Genomic DNA, 15,905 nt, shown 5'->3' with positions numbered 1-15,905 from the left:
AAGGTCATCCCGCTCGAATGAGCGGGATGCAGGTGCTGTTACTCAGCGCAGTTGGCGAATAGCCTCGACTACATAGGCGTAGTCTTCTTCGCTCATCCTGTTGTGCAGTGGAATCGCCATGGTGTGATCGTTGCAGTCGCGGGCACCCGGGAAGTCTTCCGGTTTGAGGCCGAAACGCTCACGGTAGTAAGCAAGCATGTGCACGGCATGGGTGCCAGGGCGGGTAGAGATGCCCTTGGCCTGGAGAATTTCCATCATGTCGTTACGGGGCATCGGAGCTTTTTGCGGATCGATGTAGGTAACGAATGCCTGCCAGCCATGGCGGCTGCCTTGCGGAGTGGTAGGGAGTCGCAGCCAGTCGATATCGGCCAGTTGCTCGCAGTAGTACTGCGCCCAGCGCGCACGTTCGTCGATAAAACCGTCCAGCTTGCCCAGCTGTACCAGGCCGATCGCACCTTGCAGGTCGGTCATCCGGTAGTTGAAGCCCAGCAGGTTGAATTCCGGCAGCAGATAGGGGCGTGGGCCCAGATGGCGCTGTTCTTCGGAGAGCGAGGCACCGTGGCTGCGCAACTGGTTCATGCGTTCAGCCAGCTCTGGGTTGCTGGTTGTTACCATGCCGCCTTCGCCGGTAGTAACCGATTTGCGTGGGTGGAAAGAAAATGCCGCAGCATCTCCCAGGCTGCCGGCGGGGCGCCCTTTCCAGTCGGCACCTGCTGCACAGGCGGCGTCCTCGATAATGGCGACCTGCGCAGGCAGCACCGCTCGCAACGCATCGATATCCAGGCAACGGCCGAACAGATGCACGGCAATGACGGCCCGAGTCTTGTCGGTGACCTTGGCGGCGACCTGGCTGATATCCAGGTTGTAGGTCAGCGGGTCGATGTCGACGAATACCGGAGTCGCGCCGCAGTACAGCACCACGTTGGCGGTGGCGATCCAGGTGAAGGTTGGAACGATGACTTCGTCGCCCGGACCGATATCCAGGCCGGCGAGCGCCAGGTGCAGGCCCGTGGTGCAAGAGGTCACTGCCAAGGCGTGAGGAACCTGATGGCGCTTGGCAAAGGCTTCTTCAAAGGCTGCCACTTTGGGGCCTTGGGTCAACCAGCCGGTCATCAGCGGCTCACGGGCTGCCTGCCATTCTTCTTCGCCGGTGCTGGGTAACGAGATAGCAATGTTGCGCTTTTCCATTGTGTTTACTCCGCCCCGTGCGTGGTGCGCCAATCGATAAGTTTCTGCAGGCCTTCACGCAGCTCGTACTGGTAGGTGAACCCCAGTTCTTCCGCAGCCTTTTTCGGGCAACCGATACGGTTCTGTACCATGCGACGGGCATCGTCAGCGCTGTAGGGACGGTACTGGACGACCAGATCGGACTCTTTCATATCGAGAATGGTGTCGCACAGTTCCTTGATGCTGGTCTGTACGCCAGTACCAACGTTGTAGAACTGGTCGGTGACGTCCGCTTCCAACGCCTTGACGTTGCAGCGAGCAACGTCTTCGACATAGATGAAGTCGTAAGCCTGGCTACCGTCGCCGTTGATCACCGGACCTTCATTGGCATCAATCTTGTTCAACATGATTGGAATCACGCCGGTGTAAGCGGCTGTCTGGTCCTGGTGCGGTCCGTAGACGTTCATATAGCGCAGACCGACGTAGCTCAGGCCGTAGCGGTCGTGGAACGCGTGGCACATGGCTTCACCGGCAATCTTGGTCGAGCCGTAGAAGTTGCGGTTGTTGAACGGATGATCTTCGGTCATCGGTACTTCCACTGCGTCGCCATACACCGAAGCGGACGAGGAGTAGACCAGACGCTTGATGTTGTTTTTCACGCAGGCTTCAAGAACGTTGAAGGTACCTTCGACGTTGACGTGGAAGGCAGTGCGTGGGAAGTCCTTGCAGTGCAGCAGCCACATGGCTGCCAGGTGGATGACGCCGTCCATGCCCTGCATGGCGTCGTTCAGCAAGTCGATTTCGCGAACGTCACCACCATTTGCGTACAGACGGCAGCGTGGATCTTTGAGTTGCTCAGAGATGTTGCTGAGCTTGCCCCGGGCAAAGTTGTCATAAACCACAACTTCGGCAGCCCCGGCCTTGAGCAGCTCCGAAATCACAAAGCTGCCAATGAATCCGGCGCCACCGATGACCAGAACTTTTGAACCTTCGATTTTCATGCGTGTACTCCAATCAAATTTTGCTAGCGGTGACCAGTGCTTCAACAATGTGCGACTGATCTGATGCCGTGAGGTAAGGGTGCATCGGCAGACTCATGACCCGCGTTGCCACAGCGTCACCCACAGGAAGTTGTGCGTGTTCGTCTTTCACCGCTGGTTGGAGATTGAGCGGAATAGGGTAGTGAACAGCAGTAGGTACCCCGGATTGCTTGAGGTGCTGTTGCACAGCATCGCGATTGTCCACCTGCACGGTGAACTGTGCCCAGGCGCTGATATTGTGAGGTTCAATATAAGGTGCGGCGATGCCCGCCTGCGTCAGAAGTCGTGCGTAATTCTGCGCGACTTGCTGGCGTAATTGAATTTCTTCTTCCAGGATTTCCAACTTGGGCAAAAGAATGGCGGCTTGCAGAGTATCCAGGCGGCTGTTCACACCGATGCGGATGTGATGGTAGCGGCGGTCCTGACCGTGCCGGGCTACCTGGCGGATGATCGTCGCCAACTCTTCATCATTAGTGAAGATCGCACCGCCATCGCCATAGCAACCCAGGGGTTTGCTGGGGAAGAAGCTGGCGCAGGCGATGGTGCTCAGGTTGCAGGAGGCTTTGCTCTTGTAGCGGGCTCCGAAGCTCTGTGCGGCATCTTCTATCACTGGCAGAGAGTACTTGCCAGCGATGGTGTTGATTGCATCAAAGTCGGCGCACTGCCCATACAGGGATACTGGAATAATTGCTTTGGTGCGGGAAGTAATTGCTGCCTCCAGCAGGGCCGGGTCCAGATTGTAGGTTTGTGGGTCGATATCCACATAAATCGGCTTGGCACCTAGCAAGGCGACTGTTTCCGCTGTCGCTATATAGGTGAAGCCGGGAGTGATGACTTCATCTCCTGGACCTATGCCCAGGGCCATGAGCGCGATTTGCAGGGCATCGGTGCCGTTGGCGCAACTGATGCAGTACTTTGCTCCTGCGTACGTGGCCAGACGCTCCTCCAATTCAGCTACTTCAGGGCCGAGGATGTATTGGCCGTGGGATAGAACGCGAGCGATACCCGCGTCAATCTTGTCCTTGAGGCGGGCTTGTTGGGTCTTCAGGTCGATGAATTCGATCATTTACTGTGCGTCCATTTTGCTCAGGTTGTTGCCACGCAAGACATAGCGGGCGCCGGTATGTGGGCAGAGGCATTCGGCTTCTCCCTCGACCGGCAGTTCGAGGCGTTCACCAAACTCGCTCATCCAGCCTAGCTGTCGTGCGGGCACCCCAACCATCAGTGCGTAAGCCGGTACATCCTTGTTGATGACCGCACCTGCGCCGACGAAGGCGTATTCGCCGATGGTGACCCCGCAGACGATGGTGCAGTTTGCGCCCAACGTGGCACCCTTTTTCACCAGGGTGTCGCGGTATTGGTCTTTGCGCTCGATCAATGAGCGTGGGTTGTAGACGTTGGTAAAGACCATGCTTGGACCGCAGAACACACCCTCTTCCAGGGTCACGTTGTCATATACCGAGACATTGTTCTGGATCTTGCAATGATCACCGATGACCACTTTGTTGCCGACGAAGACGTTCTGGCCAAGGGAGACTCCTTTGCCGATCTGTGCGCCTGGGCATACATGCACGAAATGCCAGACCCGTGAACCTTCGCCGATCTGTGCGCCATCATCGACGATGGCGCTTGGGTGCTGGTAATGGCTCATATTGTCAGACCAGGCGGGACAGGAAGGGATGTCCTTCGTTGTCCTGAGCTCTGACAGGGTTCATGGTACGGATAGTCTCGACTGTCTCCACACAGTGCCGGGTATCCTCGATACCATAGCCCTTGCCGTCGAGTACGGCTTGGTAGCTGATGGTATGGAGATCGGTGAAACCTTCGGAAAACTCAATTTCCGCGCCGTCGACAGTGATCGAGCGGTAGGTAGGTTTCTTGCCTTTGACCGATTCAGGCAGGTCGTTGGCATCGATGGAAAGGAACCAGCGTACTCGGGCGTTCTCATACTCCAGGTAGCCGCAGGCCTTGTCGGCATTGCTGAAATGCACAACGTTGCGCTGCAGCTTGCCGAAAATGAAGTGCAGCATGTCGTAGAAGTGCACGCCGATGTTGGTCGCGACACCAAAGGACTTACGAGGGTCGCCTTTCCAGCTTTCCATGTACCAGCGACCACGGCTGGTGATGTAAGTCAGTTCTACCTCATGCTTATGGGCACTGGGTTGTGACTGCACACGGTTCTTCAGGTCGATGATCGCCTGATGGTGACGCAGTTGCAGGATGTTCCAGAGGCGCTTGCCGGTTTCGCGTTCAGTCAGGCTCAGGTCTTCCAGCAGTGCTGCACTGGGTACCAGAGGCTTCTCGCAGATCACGTCGCATCCAAGGCGCAGGCCGGCAGTGATATGAGAGTGATGGAGGTAATTGGGCGAGCAGATCGAAACGATATCCAGTGCGGTCGCCGGATCTCGTTTGAGACGCCAGGCGTGATCGTAGAAGCGCTCGAACTCGGTGAAGAATTCGCTTTGAGGCGAAAGGCTGTCGATGATGCCGACGGAGTCGTTGATGTCGTAGGCACAAACCAGCTCATTGCCGGTGTCCTTGATGGCACGCATATGGCGCGGGGCGATGTAGCCAGCGGCGCCGATCAGGGCAAAGCGTTTCATGGAGTTCCTCGGGGAAGAGTTTCAACTGCCTGTGGCAGGAGGCGTGAAACAGAGGCCCTATGGCGATGGCCCCTGTCTCATGTAACTCGCTGCGATGTGTCGTGTTTCGATCAGGCTTTGATGACGTTGCTCGCAACAGCACGGTACTTGCCGCGACTGTCGATGATCAGTCGAGCGTGGTTCTGGATCAGTTCGTAATCGAACTTATCATGATCTGTGGCCAGTACCACCGCGTCGAATGCGGCCAGGTTTTCTGCGGTCAACGGCTCGCTATTGAGTTCGAAGTGATGCTCGCGCATTTTCGGGAACACCGGAACATGCGGATCGCTATAGGCCACGATACCGCCCTTGGCTTCGATCAGTTCCATGATCTCCACGGATGGAGACTCACGCATGTCATCCACGTTCTTTTTGTAGGCAATGCCCAAGACCAGGACCTTGCAACCCTTGAGCGCCTTGCCACTGTTGTTCAGACCGTCCATCAGCTTGCTCAGGACATACTCGGGCATTGCCTTGTTGACTTCGCCGGAGAGCTCGATGAACCGTGTGTGCAAACCGTATTCGCGAGCCTTCCAGGTCAGATAGAAGGGGTCGATGGGAATGCAGTGGCCGCCCAGGCCAGGGCCAGGGTAATAGGCCGTGAAGCCGAAAGGTTTGGTTGCAGCGGCATCGACGACTTCGAAGATGTCGATACCCATGCGATCGGCAACGACTTTCATTTCGTTGACCAGGCCGATGTTGACGGCGCGGTGGATATTTTCCAGCAGCTTGGTCATTTCCGCAGCTTTGGTTGAGCTGACAGGCACTACCTGGTCGATAGCCTGCTCGTACAGCGCGATACCAACTTCCAGGCAGCCGGTGGTGTGACCACCGATGACCTTGGGAATGGTGCGAGTTTCAAAGTTGGCGTTGCCCGGATCTTCCCTTTCTGGCGAATACACCAGGAAGATGTTTTCGCCAACGATCAGGCCGTTTTCTTGTACTCGAGGCAGCAGTTCTTCTTCTGTTGTACCCGGGTAGGTGGTGCTTTCCAGGGAAACCACTTGGCCTGCACGTAGGTAAGGCTTGAGTGCATTGGTGGTGTTGATCACGAAGCTCATGTCAGGTTCGCGATACTTGTTCAGCGGCGTCGGTACGCAAAGGATCAGTGCGTCACACTCGCTGGCGCGGCGGAAGTCGGTGGTTGCTTCAAATCCCGAGTTTCTGGCCTGGCTGATGTGCTCGCTGGCAATGTGTTCTATATAGCTGCTGCCGGCGTTGAGCTTAGCTACCTTGGAATCATCGATATCGATACCCAGTACCCGGAAGCCGATGGCGTTGTAACGCAACATCAGCGGCAAGCCCACATAACCGAGTCCTACGATGCCAATCAGGGCTTCTTTGTTCTTGAACTTGGCGATGCTGGTTTGTTTTTGGTCAGGCATTTTAGCTCCGATGTAATACAGGTTCGATGCATGCAACAGGCATTCCTTTACTTTTCGGCAGGAGCGTGGGAACTAGTTCTGGTTCTTACACACCCGGGGATCTGACCTATCGTAGGATGCGATCAACAGGCGAATGACTCAAAGAGTCCACGCGTCAAGCCGTAAATAAACAGAATGTTCCGTCATCCGACAGCTGTGTGACCGGAAGGCGAATTCATGGTGTATGCGGCCAAATTGGCGGCGATTCTACACTGGCAAGGCGCCTCGGGCGACAGGCCGGGCACATTTACTCCATACCAGCTTCCTCGCCCCCCGCCCAAGCTGGCTGCTGAGCCTTGCCAGTCAGGAAAAGTAAAATCTCCTTGCCGCTATGGAAGGGGCTGTGGTCCCATCGCGTCCATCAAGCGGGCACCCGTTCTCCCGGCAGGTTACTGCCGGCTCACGTCAATGATTGCTGCTTCCGATGAATGGCAATAGGCGTGTATGAGGCGCCGTCCTGAGGTCCCACGAATGAGTAAAGTGGTCGGGCGGAAAGTGTTGTTTTCACCGAATATAAAGTGAACTCTTTGAAGTTATTAATTTTTTCTCAGTACTTTAGTCCTGAAAATTTCATCATCAACGATATAGCCAGGACTCTTGTTGCTCAGGGGCATGAGGTAGTAGTTGCTACGGGAAAACCTAACTATCCCGATGGTCGGATATTTGCGGGTTATCGTGCATGGGGATGTCACTACGAGCGTTATCTGGATTCTATTGATGTACTGCGGGTGCCGTTATGGCCGCGCGGCGAAGGTGGTGCAAAGAACATGGTTCTTAACTACCTGTCATTTGTTTTTGCCGGACTTGTCTTTTTTCCATGGATGCTGCGCAAGCGTGAGTTCGATGCGATTCTGGTATTCGCGCCTTCGCCCATCACCCAGGCCATTCCAGCGATTCCTATCAAGTGGCTGAAGAGGGCGCAGTTGGCCTTGTGGATACAAGACCTGTGGCCAGAGAGTCTTGCTGCCACCGGATTCGTCAAGAGCCCCTATCTATTGAAAATGGTTGGCTGGATGGTGCGCGGGATTTACGCAGGTTGTGATCGGCTGCTGGTCCAGTCTCATGCCTTTGTCGATTCAGTGGCCCGCTACGCACCCAGAAAGAAGATTACCTATTATCCCAACTCCGTGGATGCCCAGACTTTTAATGCAGAAGTAGAAGTTGACGAGCAGCTGTCGCAGGTCTTGAAGGCGCATTTCTGTGTAGTGTTCGCTGGCAATCTTGGAACCGCCCAGGCACTGGAGACATTAGTTGAGGCTGCGAAACAACTGCGTGACGAGCCGGACGTTCGCTTGGTTCTGGTGGGCAGTGGCAGCCGGCTGGAGTGGCTCAGGGAGCAGAAGCAAGTTCATTCACTGGATAATCTGATACTTCCTGGGCGCTTCCCGGCCGTTGCAATGCCTGCAGTTTTTGCACAGTCCAGCGCATTGCTGGTGTCACTTAATAATGAAAGCATCTTTGCCCAGACCATCCCCAGCAAGGTTCAATCCTACCTGGCATCCGGCAAGCCAATCATTGCCAGTCTGAACGGCGAAGGCGCGCGAGTAGTTCAAGAAGCCCGGGCGGGACTCACCAGTCCGGCGGAAGAAGTGGCTCCATTGGTCGCCAACATACGGAAGATGTATAGCCTGGGCGGTGCGCAACGGGAGGAAATGGGGCGTTGTGGACGGAGCTACTTTGCCGCCCATTTCGAAATGGGTCAGCAGGTCCGTAGTCTGGTGGAGTTGCTGAAGACTTGAGGCACATCGCTTGCTTGCCTGGCTCGCGGTGCTTTTCCAAGCAGTGCTATTTTTTTCCTGTTGCTGGACAATACGGCCATTTTTGAGGGGGCTTGTAGCCCCTCGGTCCCAGGTTGTAGTGCATGGGATACATTCAAGGTCTGGATCTGAGTCATATTTATGAAGGTATTGGTATTGGGTATTACCGGCATGCTCGGTAGTACTGTTTTTAAAGTATTCAGCCAGGACCCGCAGCACGAGGCCTGGGGGACGGCGCGCAGTCTGTCCGCCCTGAAGCATTCTTCTCTACCTGATTATGCGCGGGTTCTGTCAGGCGTCGACGTGCTCGATCAGGATGCCCTGACAGCGGCAATGGTTCAGGTCCGTCCGGATGTGGTCATCAACTGTGTAGGCTTGATCAAGCAACTTGCAGATGCCCAGGACCCGCTGACTGCGCTCCCGATCAATGCCATGTTGCCCCATCGTCTGGCACAGCTGTGTGCCTTGAGCGGCGCACGTCTGATTCACATCAGCACCGACTGCGTGTTCTCCGGAGCCAAGGGTGGCTACCTGGAAACGGATACTTCCGATGCCGAAGATTTGTACGGAAAGTCCAAGTACATCGGTGAGCTGCATGATGAGCCTCATGCAATTACCTTGAGGACCTCCATTATCGGGCACGAACTGAATTCCGATCATTCCCTGGTGGACTGGTTCCTCAAGCAGCAGGGCTGTGTGCGAGGGTTCACCCGAGCCATCTTCTCTGGTTTGCCTACCGTGGAGCTGGCTCGAGTAATGAAAGACTTCGTCTTGCCGCATCCGCAACTTAATGGTCTGTATCATGTTGCCGCGGAGCCGATTGCCAAGTCCGACCTGCTGGCGCTGATTGCCCGGCAATATGAAAAGGCAATCGATATACATCCAGATGGCAAACTAGTGATCGATCGCTCGCTCAACAGTGATCGGTTCACTCAGGCTACTGGGTACAAGGCTCCATCCTGGCCTCAGCTCATTGAGCTGATGCATGCCAATCGCTAAAAAATTTGGAAGGTGTACATGTTCGACGACAAGGTATTGATGATCACCGGTGGAACCGGTTCTTTCGGTCATACGGTCCTCAAGCGTTTTCTCAATACCGCTGTGCGTGAAATTCGCATCTTCAGTCGCGATGAGAAGAAGCAAGAAGATATGCGTATCGCTCTGGCCAATGACAAGGTCAAGTTCTACATAGGCGATGTTCGCAACTATGACAGCCTGGCCCAGGCCATGGTCGGCGTCGACTATATCTTCCATGCTGCGGCGCTGAAACAGGTCCCGTCCTGTGAGTTCTATCCGATGGAAGCTGTGCGTACCAACGTATTGGGTACAGAAAATGTGCTCAATGCGGCCATCGCTACCGGAGTTCAGCGGGTCGTCGTGCTCAGCACTGACAAAGCCGTTTATCCGATCAATGCCATGGGAATTTCCAAGGCCATGGCGGAGAAGCTGATGGTTGCCAAATCACGGATGATTCCGGCCAAGGGTCCGATCATCTGTGCAACGCGTTACGGTAACGTCATGGCCTCGCGAGGCTCGGTGATCCCTCTCTTTGTCGACCAACTGCGCTCCGACGAAGCCTTGACGGTGACCGACCCGGAAATGACCCGTTTCCTGATGTCGCTGGAAGACTCGGTGGATCTGGTCCTGCACGCCTTCGAACATGCACAACAGGGTGACCTGTTTATCCAGAAGGCCCCCGCGTCCACCGTTGGCGACCTGGCCGAGGCACTCAAGCAGCTGTTCGGTAAAAGCAATGAAGTCAGAGTCATCGGTACTCGTCATGGTGAAAAGCTTTACGAGTCGCTGGTTTCCCGAGAGGAAATGGCCAAGGCCGAGGACATGGGGCGTTACTATCGGATTCCTGCGGACAATCGTGACCTGAACTACAAAAAGTATTTTGTAGAGGGGGAGCAGCGTATTTCCGAACTCGACGACTACACCTCTCACAACACCTCCCGCCTCGATGTACCAGGTATCAAGGAGCTGTTGCTCAAGCTCGATTACATCAAGGAGCAACTCGATGCTTAAGGTCATGACCCTGGTCGGTACCCGTCCCGAGCTGATCAAGATGAGTCGGGTGATTGCCGAGTTGGACCGTCAGGTCAACCACGTGCTGGTGCACTCGGGGCAGAACTACGATTACGAACTCAATCAGGTCTTTTTCGATGACCTGCAGATCCGCAAACCTGATCATTTCCTCGGTGCTGCCGGCGAGACAGCCGCGCAGACCATTGCCGAAGTCATCGCCAAGTCCGATGCGATTTTCGAGCTCGAGAAGCCCGATGCACTGCTTCTGTATGGCGATACCAACACCTGCCTGGCAGTGATTGCTGCCAAGCGTCGCAAGATCCCGGTGTTTCACATGGAAGCCGGCAACCGCTGTTTCGATCAACGAGTTCCTGAAGAGCTCAACCGCAAAGTGCTCGACCACCTCAGCGATATCAATATGGTATTGACTGAACATGCCCGTCGTTACCTGATCGCCGAAGGCATTCGTCCGGAAACCATCATCAAGACCGGCTCGCACATGCAGGAAGTCCTCGACTACTACATGCCGAGGATTGAAAGCTCGGACGTGCTGGCACGCAGCGGCCTGGAGCAGGACAAGTTCTTCATCGTCAGTGCGCACCGTGAGGAAAACGTCGATACCGCCGATAACCTGCGCGACCTGCTGGATACCCTGCGAGCGCTGGCTGATCATTACGGCTTCCCGTTGATCGTCTCCACCCACCCCCGCACGCGCAAGCGCCTAGAGGCCTTGGGAGAGAGCCTTGACCACCCGCTGATTCGGTTCGTCAAACCTTTCGGACTGTTGGACTACATCAAGCTGCAGATGTCGGCATTCTGTGTACTGTCCGACAGCGGCACCATCACCGAAGAGGCCTCCCTGCTGAACCTGCCGGCGGTGACCTTGCGAAATGCCCATGAGCGCCCCGAAGGGATGGACGAGGGCACGCTGATCATGAGCGGCCTCAAGCGCGAATCGGTCATGGACGCCGTACGAGTAGTGACCAGTCAGCATTCTCGTGATCAGCGAAAGGTGCCTCTGGTGCAAGACTATCAAGGTGGGCCTGTCTCGGTTCAGGTGGTGCGGGTGGTGTTGAGTTACACCGACTACATCAACCGCACCGTATGGCGTAAAGACTGAAACCAATGGATTTGACCGGGGCTCGTGAGGGCTCCGGTCATACGGTTTGGCTGTCCTGAATATCCTTATCTTGATGGAGTTGTTCAACTCCGTCGCAGGCTCGAAATACTCTTGTCATCAACAGCTGAATCCGGGCAAAGGCCTTGATCCTGGGCGCAGGAGTGCCGTCATGACGTCAGCATTTTCAGCCATCGATACCTTCGCTGGTCTGCCGGCCTATTACCCCCCGCAGTTGCTGCACTTCATGCGCACTTATGGCCAGGACAAGGTGTTGTTCGGCAGCAACTTCCCCCAGCTGTCGCTGAAAAAATGCCTGGAACAGGTGCGAGCCCTGGAACTTCCGCCGGCCATTGCGGACAAATTCCTCCAGGGCAATGCCCGTCGGGTATTCGGTTTGTAAGCGCTGGCAAAAGGCGCTCAAGCGGATCTCCTGGGCGCCTGAACGCCGCTGCGGCGGTTTTTCTGGGGGTAGGTTTCTTGCTATCGTGGCCTCCCTCTTTCACGGACGAATATCGAGACAGCCCATGGCTAACTCCACCCCGTCACGCCTCGGCAAGATCCTCCAGGGTCTGCTGTTTGTTCTGATCGGCATTGGCCTGTTGGCCATTGCTGTCAATCTCACCCTCGATCGTCGCGAATTCATCGCCAGTGCCCAGATCGCCGACGGTATCGTCAGCGACCTGAACGCCGGTGGTTCGCACCCCGAGATCGCCTTTACCACCGGCAGCGGTGAGAAAATTTCCTACCCCCAGGGCGGCTTTATCTTCGGCTACCAGAAGGATCAGCCCGTGCGGGTGTACTACCAGCCTGAGCGGCCGGCCAACAGCGCGGTCATCGACGACCCGGCAGCACTCTGGGCCACCCCGGGTGTGCTCGGCCTGATCGGTTTGGTATTTACCCTGGCCGGCCTGGTGGGTGTCATCAGCCAGCGCGGACGAGCCACACAAAGAGCAAAAGGACTTTGACCCCATGAACCTCAGCATTCCGATTCCGGTCAACGAAAGTAAATGGCTGTACCAGACCGCCAGCGGTGGCGGCCTGACCATCGCCCTAGTGGCCGGCGGTGGTGGATCGATCACCCTGCGTTCGCCTCAGGGCAAGGACGTCAGCTATCGCTACGGCGGTCTGGGGGTGGGCGCCGGCTTTGGTGGGCGTCTGCCGCGTTTCGGCAAGGTCAATATCCAGGTCAAGGGCAAGAGCGTCAGTGGTGCCGGTGCGGCGGAGGCTTTTCCCAGCACCGGCAAGGTCTTTGTCAGCGATGCCCTTCGCAGCCGGGACCTGACCGAGGACGACATCACCGGGCCTTGCTTCTATACCGAAGTCGGTGGCGGACTGGTGGTGGGCGGTTCGGCCACGGCCCTGCTGTTCGGCCTGGACCCCAAGCTACTGGCCCTGGCCGTCGTTTTGGGAAGCAACCCGGCGACCATGATGGCTTCGATCAAGGTCAACGAGCAGTTGCTGCGTTCGGCCAAGGGCGCAGTGGTCATGGCTGGCATGAACGTCGGACCACAGGCCGGTGGCGGCATTGCCACCTACATGGGCTACCTGTTCTAGCCTCGCCCTGAGGCGCGCCGGGAGTCACAGGCGCGCCAGGCACTCCTGGAGAATATCCAGGCCCTCCTCAAAGATTTCAGGCTCGGTGGTCAAGGGCGCCAGCAGGCGAATGATGTGCCGCGACTTGCCGCTGGGCATCAGCAGCAGCCCGGCCTCCCGGGCGTTGCCGAGCAGGGCGCTCAACTGTTCCGGCGCCGGTTCGCCGCGGGCATTGACCAACTCGATGCCGCGCATCGCGCCGACGCCGGTCAAGCGTCCCAGATACGTGCTCAGCCGATCGGCTTTCCAGCCCTCATAACGTTGCACGATGGCCTGTTCCTGGCGTTCGCCCCAGGCTTGCAGATGTGCATCGGTCATTTCCTCCAGGGTGGCAAGAGCGGCCGCGCAAGCAATCGGGTTGCCTGAATAGGTGCCGCCCAGGCCGCCCTTGGGCAGCACGTCCAGCAACTCCCTGCGACCTACCACCGCGCCCAGCGGAAGCCCGCCGCCAATACTCTTGCCCAGCAGGATCAGGTCCGGCTCGATGCCCAGGCGAGAGAAGGCAAAGCGCTGCCCGGTGCGGCCGAAGCCGGACTGGATTTCATCGGCGATCAGCAGAATTCCGTGTTCGTCACAGAAGCTGCGTAACGCCCGGGCGAAGGTGGCGTCCAGGGCCAGGAAGCCGCCTTCGCCCTGCACCGGTTCGAGGATGAAACAGGCCACTTCCTCGACATCGATTTCCACACTGAACAGGCGCTGCATGGCCTTCAGCGCTTCGTCGCAGGTGACGCCGTTGTCGGCGCTGGGGTAGGGCAGGTGATACACCGGCCCGGGTAGCACTCCGACCTTCTGCTTGTAGGGCGCTACCTTGCCGTTGAGGTTGAGGGTGGCCAGGGTGCGCCCGTGAAAGGCGCCGTCGAAGGCGATGACCGCACTGCGCCCGGTGGCCCCGCGGACGATCTTCAGGGCATTTTCCGCGGCCTCGGCGCCGCTGTTGGTAAGCATGCCGCTGACCGGGTAACGCACCGGGATAAAGTCCGCCAGGCGCTGCATGAACTCGATGTAGGGCTCGTGGTACGCGGCGTTGAAGGCGTAGTGGGTGAGCCGGGTGGCCTGCAGCTGGATGGCCGCGACGATACGCGGATGGCAATGCCCCAGGTTGAGCACGCCGATACCGCCGACAAAGTCGATGTAGCGCTTGCCGTCGCTGTCCCAGACTTCGGCGTTGCGCCCGTGGCTGAGGCGGATCGGGTGGACGGTGGAAAGCGAACGGCTGATGTTCTCGTGGCTCATGGATGCGGGCTCTGGGTGCCGGAAACGAGCCGTTATCTAAGCCGTTGGCGAGGGCTTGGGACAAACGAAATAAAGTCGTCGGTTCAGTATGAAAATTCCCGATGTGCCCAAAGTGCCGTGTCGACGATCCCGGGTCTTGCGCCGTTTGCGCAGGTGACGGATCAGCGCGGCAACGGCGACCAGTGCTACCACAGCAACGACGTCGAGTCGTGATCTTGGCTGTGAGTGCCTTGTTTCTGAGGGGGGTGAGTGCGTCAGCTCCATCATCTTGATGGAGCTGATACAGGGGGCAGAAAAATCTGCCACTCCGGAAAAGAACCCACTTTGGGGCTGACATTGATCAGTGAAAGCCAGCCGAGGGCACCTGTTCCCGAGTGACGGTTTGAGAACGGAGCCTAGTGGACCCGGGCTGGATGGCCGATCACGCGGTCAGCTCTTGGACCCACGCCCAGAACATCCCCGCGCCATACAGCCCCAGCCCGAACACCGAATGCGCCATCAGGCTGCGCAGCCGGGCCACATTCGGCTTGGGCATCTTGCTCGCCGCGATTCCGGCGCCCATGCCCGGTTGCATCAGCAGGAACGGTGCAGCCACCGTCACCACGCCGATGATCAGGGCCGGTGCCAGGGTCGGTTGTCGCGCCCACTCCAGGCCGCAGATCAGCAGCAACAGGGCGGCAAAGCCGACGCCGATCAGGTAGTGCGCCAGCCAGCCCAGCGCATGCTCCCCGGGTACCGCGGCGGCTTGGGCGATGCTTGGATGCACGAAGCGCCCGCGAGGAAAATGCCCTATCCAGCGGCCGACCATGGCCCAGTTGGCACCAGGAATGTTCAGCCCCCGCGCCAGAAGCAGCGTCCAAAGATCAAGGATCAAGGTAGCGCCTATGCCCAACAGCAGCGCCTGTGAAATCAACGCGACGAACTCATGCATTAAGGACTCCTTGAAGTGCGACGGGCTGTGCTTCAGCCTTGTGCATGGGTGTGATAGGTTTTCATTCAATTAAGTGATTGAATGATCAATAAAACAGCAGGAGCTGTCAATGAGCGATTCGATTTCCCCCCAGCAGCCCCTGGCCGAGATGGCTGAGCTGGCACGTATTCTCGGCCACCACCATCGCCTGATCCTGCTGGAGCACATCGCCCGCGACGAGCAGCCGGTGGAGCGCCTGGTGGAAGCCTCGGGGCTCTCGGTGGCTAACACTTCGCAACACCTGCAGCAGCTGAGGCGAGGCGGGTTCGTACAGACCCGGCGTGATGGCAAACGGGTGCTCTACAGCCTGAGCCCGGGGCCGCTGGTGAGCCTGCTGGACGCCTTGCATCAGTACGTCGATTACAACCATGGGCAGATTCGCCAACTGCTGGCCGACAGCGAGCAACAGCCGATGCGACTGGAGGGCATTTCCCGGGAAGAGTTGCGTCAACGCTTGCAGGAAGGCGGCATGACCCTGCTGGACGTACGTTCGCCGGAGGAGTTCGCTCAAGGGCATTTGCCTGGGGCAATCAACATCCCGATGGCGGACCTGGAACAGCGTCTGGCCGAACTGTCCACCGATCAAGAGCTGGTGGCCTACTGCCGTGGTCCGTACTGCGTGCTGTCACAGAATGCCGCAGCCCTGCTACGGGCCAAGGGCTTCAAGGTGCGACGCCTTGATGAGGGGTTCAGCGATTGGCAAGCGGTCGGATTGGAGGTGGAAACCAGTGAGTAAAAGTGTCACGTAGGCGGGCATACAGGACATTGCCTAGGGCGCCATGATCCATATCAACAGGGCTTTCAGAAAAATCCGATACAAGGGCACCAGGCTCGGACTCACGAGGTATCGAGCCCCTGGCCTGCACCGTGAAGGTCGGGATAACCAATAAAAACCTTTGTGGATATCGGCCGAGGGGACCACCCCAGGCGG

The 15,905-nt window shown here is 57.5% G+C and carries 16 protein-coding genes; 8 read left to right on the top strand and 8 right to left on the bottom strand.

Going from position 1 to position 15,905, the window contains the following annotated elements; all coding sequences use genetic code 11:
- Positions 1-42: 42 nt before the first annotated feature.
- The 6 genes from WIN67_RS24880 to wbpA all read right to left on the bottom strand — a co-directional run bounded on the left by WIN67_RS24880 (position 43) and on the right by wbpA (position 6,234).
- Positions 43-1,188: a DegT/DnrJ/EryC1/StrS family aminotransferase gene (locus tag WIN67_RS24880; protein ID WP_273923069.1), complete on the bottom strand. Its 1,146-nt coding sequence runs from the start codon at positions 1,186-1,188 to the stop codon at positions 43-45.
- Positions 1,189-1,193: 5 nt separating this feature from the next.
- The gene (locus WIN67_RS24875) at positions 1,194-2,168 is read right to left on the bottom strand and encodes an NAD-dependent epimerase/dehydratase family protein (protein WP_072450899.1); all 975 of its coding nucleotides are present in this window, start codon (positions 2,166-2,168) and stop codon (positions 1,194-1,196) included.
- Between the two features lie 13 nt (positions 2,169-2,181).
- Entirely contained in the window at positions 2,182-3,273 is a 1,092-nt protein-coding gene (locus WIN67_RS24870; RefSeq protein WP_273923068.1) for a DegT/DnrJ/EryC1/StrS family aminotransferase, read from the bottom strand.
- Entirely contained in the window at positions 3,274-3,858 is a 585-nt protein-coding gene (wbpD, locus tag WIN67_RS24865; protein WP_110652272.1) for a UDP-2-acetamido-3-amino-2,3-dideoxy-D-glucuronate N-acetyltransferase, read from the bottom strand.
- A 4-nt stretch (positions 3,859-3,862) separates the two neighbouring features.
- On the bottom strand, positions 3,863-4,810 hold the full coding sequence (locus tag WIN67_RS24860) for a Gfo/Idh/MocA family oxidoreductase (protein WP_339070158.1): 948 nt from the start codon (positions 4,808-4,810) through the stop codon (positions 3,863-3,865).
- Positions 4,811-4,920: 110 nt separating this feature from the next.
- Entirely contained in the window at positions 4,921-6,234 is a 1,314-nt protein-coding gene (wbpA, locus tag WIN67_RS24855) for a UDP-N-acetyl-D-glucosamine 6-dehydrogenase (protein WP_273923066.1), read from the bottom strand.
- Positions 6,235-6,800: 566 nt separating this feature from the next.
- Here wbpA and WIN67_RS24850 point away from each other — a divergent pair.
- The 7 genes from WIN67_RS24850 to WIN67_RS24820 all read left to right on the top strand — a co-directional run bounded on the left by WIN67_RS24850 (position 6,801) and on the right by WIN67_RS24820 (position 12,732).
- Positions 6,801-8,012, top strand: coding sequence for a glycosyltransferase family 4 protein (locus WIN67_RS24850; protein ID WP_273923064.1), 1,212 nt, complete (start codon positions 6,801-6,803; stop codon positions 8,010-8,012).
- A gap of 159 nt (positions 8,013-8,171) precedes the next feature.
- Complete coding sequence (locus tag WIN67_RS24845) at positions 8,172-9,029, top strand: dTDP-4-dehydrorhamnose reductase family protein (RefSeq protein ID WP_253084931.1); 858 nt, start codon at positions 8,172-8,174, stop codon at positions 9,027-9,029.
- Between the two features lie 18 nt (positions 9,030-9,047).
- Positions 9,048-10,058 (top strand): polysaccharide biosynthesis protein, encoded by a 1,011-nt coding sequence (locus WIN67_RS24840; RefSeq protein WP_072450892.1) that lies wholly within the window; start codon positions 9,048-9,050, stop codon positions 10,056-10,058.
- Positions 10,051-11,178 carry a non-hydrolyzing UDP-N-acetylglucosamine 2-epimerase gene (wecB, locus tag WIN67_RS24835; protein ID WP_110652277.1) on the top strand — a complete coding sequence of 376 codons (1,128 nt, stop codon included), beginning with the start codon at positions 10,051-10,053 and terminating at the stop codon, positions 11,176-11,178. Before WIN67_RS24840 ends, wecB begins: the two co-directional genes overlap by 8 nt.
- A gap of 169 nt (positions 11,179-11,347) precedes the next feature.
- Positions 11,348-11,578: an amidohydrolase family protein gene (locus tag WIN67_RS24830; RefSeq protein ID WP_253084930.1), complete on the top strand. Its 231-nt coding sequence runs from the start codon at positions 11,348-11,350 to the stop codon at positions 11,576-11,578.
- Positions 11,579-11,702: 124 nt separating this feature from the next.
- Entirely contained in the window at positions 11,703-12,143 is a 441-nt protein-coding gene (locus WIN67_RS24825) for a DUF3592 domain-containing protein (RefSeq protein ID WP_170001471.1), read from the top strand.
- A gap of 4 nt (positions 12,144-12,147) precedes the next feature.
- On the top strand, positions 12,148-12,732 hold the full coding sequence (locus WIN67_RS24820; RefSeq protein WP_102860366.1) for a hypothetical protein: 585 nt from the start codon (positions 12,148-12,150) through the stop codon (positions 12,730-12,732).
- Positions 12,733-12,756: 24 nt separating this feature from the next.
- Here the strand turns inward: WIN67_RS24820 and WIN67_RS24815 are convergent, their stop codons facing one another.
- Both WIN67_RS24815 and WIN67_RS24810 read right to left on the bottom strand, forming a co-directional pair.
- Positions 12,757-14,004: a 2-aminoadipate transaminase gene (locus tag WIN67_RS24815; RefSeq protein WP_339070157.1), complete on the bottom strand. Its 1,248-nt coding sequence runs from the start codon at positions 14,002-14,004 to the stop codon at positions 12,757-12,759.
- A 421-nt stretch (positions 14,005-14,425) separates the two neighbouring features.
- A complete protein-coding gene (locus WIN67_RS24810) occupies positions 14,426-14,935 on the bottom strand; it encodes a DUF2938 domain-containing protein (RefSeq protein WP_102880839.1) in 510 nt (169 codons plus the stop codon).
- A gap of 109 nt (positions 14,936-15,044) precedes the next feature.
- On the opposite strand from WIN67_RS24810, the gene WIN67_RS24805 reads away from it, so the two are divergent.
- Positions 15,045-15,710 carry a metalloregulator ArsR/SmtB family transcription factor gene (locus WIN67_RS24805; protein ID WP_339070156.1) on the top strand — a complete coding sequence of 222 codons (666 nt, stop codon included), beginning with the start codon at positions 15,045-15,047 and terminating at the stop codon, positions 15,708-15,710.
- The last annotated feature ends 195 nt before the right edge of the window (positions 15,711-15,905 follow it).

This window comes from Pseudomonas idahonensis (assembly GCF_037903935.1).
GTDB lineage: Bacteria > Pseudomonadota > Gammaproteobacteria > Pseudomonadales > Pseudomonadaceae > Aquipseudomonas > Aquipseudomonas danubii.
This window is presented reverse-complemented; position numbering and strand designations above follow the sequence as displayed.